The organism is Actinomycetota bacterium, from assembly GCA_036280995.1.
GTDB lineage: Bacteria > Actinomycetota > CALGFH01 > CALGFH01 > CALGFH01 > CALGFH01.
Genome location: DASUPQ010000192.1, coordinates 1 through 4,056, shown reverse-complemented (window position 1 = coordinate 4,056; position 4,056 = coordinate 1). Strand labels below are relative to the sequence as shown.

The window sequence follows — 4,056 nt, the reverse complement described above, 5'->3', positions numbered from 1 at the left end:
TTCATCGGCCCTCCCAGTCGCGGCGGCGCGAACGGCCCAAATCCGGTTGAGCCTGCAACCACCGGCATAAGGAGGAGATAAGCAGACAGGGCAAGCATGCTCCCCCGCCGATGCCTGACCCCGGCTACGTCCGATGCATGGTTGCCAGGTCCAGCGTGCTGCCTAGCATCCGCTGAACTGCCAGCAGTCCGACCGTTCACCGGGAGACCACGTGCCAAGCGCCAGCCTCCGCAGCACCCGATCCCTTGCCGTCATCGCCGCGTTGGCGATCGTCCTCGCGACCCTCGCCGCCGGCCTGGTGGCGGCGAGGCCCGCGGACGCGGCGCAGCCCGCTCCCGGGCACACGGGCCTGGTGCCCAGCACGCCAAGGACCAACACCCCCCGGATCAGCACCGGCGAGATCTGGGACATCGAGGTGGTGGGCCAGCGCGTCTTCATCGCGGGCACCTTCACCTCGCTGCGGAACAACACCGCGACCAACACGACATCGGTCAGCCAGCGCTTCCTGGCCTCCTACAACTGGAGCACCGGGCTGATCGACACCTCGTTCCGGCCCACCTTCGGCGGCGGCGGCGTGAACGCGGTGGAGGCCTCGCCGGACGGCACCAAGCTGTACGTGGCCGGCTCCTTCAACACCGTCAACGGCGTCACCAAGCGCAAGATCGCCTCGCTCAACCTGACCACCGGCGCCCCGGTCGCCGGCTTCACGGCCAACGCCGGCGCCCAGGCCACCGCCCTCGCCGCCACCAACACCACCCTGTACGTGGGCGGAAACTTCAAGACCGTGAACGGCGCCGCCCGGGTCGGCCTGGTGGCGGTCAACGGCACCACCGGCGCGGTCGTCCCCGGCTTCGTCAACAACATGTCCGGCGGCATCGGCGTCAACGGCCTGCTCACCGTCCAGCAGCTCAAGCTGACCCACGACGACACCAAGCTCCTGGTCGTCCACACCGGCCGCAAGATCGCCGACCAGGACCGCTACGGCGTCGGCCTGATCAGCACCCAGACCAACCAGCTGCTCCCCTGGCGCACCCGCCTGTGGGACGACAACCTCCAGTTCGTCGGCGGCATCCAGCGCGTCTACGCCGGCGACATCGCCCCCAACGACCAGTACTTCGTGGTCGGCAGCGGCTCCGGCGGCGACCGCCCGCCGATCAACGACACCGCCATCGCGTTCCCGGTCGCCGGCAACGACAACGTCCAGCCGCTGTGGGTCTCGCGCCACTTCGACAGCGTCTACTCGGTGGCCATCACCGAGCGGGCGGTGTACGTCGGCGGCCACTTCGGCTTCCAGGAGTCGCCCACCGCCCCTGACCCCTGGCCCGGCCTGGACAACGTTGGCTACGGCACCGGGCAGGGCCTGGCCGGCTACGGCCTCGGCGACGCGGTGGTCCGACGCGACCACATCGGCGCCCTCAACCCGGCCGACGGCAAGGCGCTGGAGTGGAACCCCGGCTCCAACAGCTTCGAGGGCAACAAGGCCATGGAGGCCACCCCCCGCGGCCTGTTCGTCGGCGGCGACGGCCAGTACCAGGGCGGCAAGCTGACCGGACGGGTCGCCTTCTACGACTTCAACACCGCCCCCGCGGCCACGGCGGTCGACACCACCATCACCACCCCGATCGAGGGCCGGGTGGTCCAGTCCGGCGTCCAGTTCACCATCCAGGGCCGCGCCACCGCGACCGGCGGCCAGGTGCGCCGGGTCCAGGTCGAGATCCAGGACCGCAACACCAAGCAGTACCTCCAGGACAACCTGACCACCTGGGGGGGCGTGAACAACATCTACGCGTCGCTCGACACCCCGAACGCGGCCTCGACCGCCTGGTCGCTGCCGGTCACCATCACCGGCAACCGTGAGCTGCAGGTGATGGCCAAGACCTTCGCCGTCGGCGGCAGCAGCGATCCCTCCAAGGCGATCAAGAAGATCGAGTCCTTCGGCATCGACGACCAGACCCCGACGACCAGCATCAACGGGCCCAGCGGCAGCGTGCTGGCCAGCACCACCTTCACCGCCACCGGGACGGCCAGCGACGACAAGGGGGTCAACGCCCTCACCTTCTGGTTCCGCAACGCGAGCAACCAGTACCTGCAGGAGGACGGGTCGGTCTCGTCCAACTTCAACACCTTCCGGGGCACCCCCGACGTGGTCGGCGCGACCTCGGCCACCTGGCAGTACGAGGTGACCCTGCCGCACGAGGGCGAGTGGCGCATGTCGGCCACGGCCATCGACAACGCCGGCCAGTCGGACCTCCGCAGCGCGACCCGCGACTGGCTGATCACCTCCACCGGGGTGGCGCCGGCGGTGGCGATCAACGCCCCGGCGCCGATGACGCCGCCGACCGCGGCGCCCACCTACACGGTGACCCCGGGCGGGCGGCTGACCTTCAGCGGCACCGCCAACGACACCGACGACCTGGTCAGCGTCGAGATCTCGCTGCGCAACAACACCACCCGGGAGCAGCTGGCCTCCGACGGGACCTGGGGCACCGACGTGGTCCAGGACTGGTACCGGCTCAACACGAACAGCATCAACGCCACCAGCTACAACTGGAGCTACCAGACGCCGTTCAACCTGACCCCGGGCCAGTACTCATTCAGCGTCCGGGCCACCGACGAGATCGGCCTGACCACCTCGTCGACCAACCAGGGCCGCCTCACCATCAACGCCCAGGTGGCCGGGGACGCGTTCCCCGACGGCCGGCTGACCTTCACCGGCACCGACTCGAGCATCGAGACGCTCCACCTGGACCTGACCGGCACCGCCACCGACGACAAGGGCGTGGCCGCCGTCCGGATCGCCCTGGAGGACCAGGACACGGGCCGCTACGTGCAGCCCAACGGCACCATGGCGGCCGCCTTCGCCACCCTCCCGGCCAGCCTGGGCACGCCCGACGGCACCACCACGTCCTTCACGCTCGCGGTCGACCTGCCGACCAAGGGTGAGTTCGCCGTGACCGCGTTCGCCATCGACACGGCCGGCCAGCAGGACACCTCGACCTCGGGGGCAACGGCCAGGTACCTGGTCTACCCCGGCGACCTCGACCCGTGGCTGAACGAGAACCTGGCCTCCCCGACCGAGGGCACCGCCTTCACCGAGGCGCGGATCTTCGTCAGCGGCCGGGCCGAGGACGACACCGCCATGGGCTCGGTCCAGGTCGCGATCGTCAACAGCGCCGGCCAGTACATGAGCTCCAGCGGCAGCTTCACCAGCACCAGCGAGAGCTGGCGGTCGGCCTTCCTCAACAGCCCCGGCACCCCGGGGTCGAACTACTCCTACACCACGCCGGTGATCCCGTCGGGGGCCTACTCGGTGCGGACGCGCGCGGTCGACGCCTACGGCCAGGTCCAGCCGATCCCCCGCCAGGTGAACGTGACGGTGTCGGCCCCGGCCGGCAACGTCGCCCCGACGGCCAGCTTCACCGTCTCCTGCGCCCAGAACGTGTGCGGCTTCGACGGCCGGGGCTCGACCGACGAGAACGCGCCCACGCTCACCTACTCGTGGAACTTCGGCAACGGCCGGACCGGGTCGGGCCCGGTGCCGAGCCACACCTACACCAGCGCCAACACCTACACGGTGACCCTGACCGTGCGCGACGAGTACGGCCTGACCGGCACCACCACCCGCACGGTGACCATCACCGAGCCGGCCGGCAACGTCGCCCCGACCCCGGTGATCAACCCGCCGGCCTGCGCCGGGCTGGTCTGCAACATCAGCGGCGTGGGGTCGGCCGACCCCAACACCGGCGACACCTTCAGCTACCTGTGGAGCTTCGGTGACGGGACGAGCAGCACCAGCTCGGCGAGCTCGCACACCTTCCCGGCGGCCGGCACCTACACGGTGACCCTCACCGTCACCGACGGCTGGGGCAGGTCGGCCAGCACGACCCGGACGGTGACGGTCACGGCCACCTAGCCGGGGCGTCGTCCAGACCGAGGCGGTGGGCCGCGGCCGCCGCCTCGGTCCTGGTGTGCACGCCCAGCTTGGCCAGGATGTTGCTGACGTGGACGCTGGCCGTCTTGCGGCTGATGAACAAGGCCTCGGCGATCTGGCCGTTG

General features: G+C 70.3%; 2 protein-coding genes. One reads left to right on the top strand and one right to left on the bottom strand.

The features are described 5' to 3' along the window. The first annotated feature begins 211 nt into the window (after positions 1-211). Positions 212-3,913 carry a PKD domain-containing protein gene (locus VF468_06045; protein ID HEX5877871.1) on the top strand — a complete coding sequence of 1,234 codons (3,702 nt, stop codon included), beginning with the start codon at positions 212-214 and terminating at the stop codon, positions 3,911-3,913. On the opposite strand, the gene VF468_06040 is transcribed toward VF468_06045, so the two are convergent. Further along, positions 3,900-4,046: a LuxR C-terminal-related transcriptional regulator gene (locus VF468_06040; GenBank protein ID HEX5877870.1), complete on the bottom strand. Its 147-nt coding sequence runs from the start codon at positions 4,044-4,046 to the stop codon at positions 3,900-3,902. The two genes, VF468_06045 and VF468_06040, sit on opposite strands and share 14 nt — an antisense overlap. Positions 4,047-4,056: the final 10 nt, after the last annotated feature.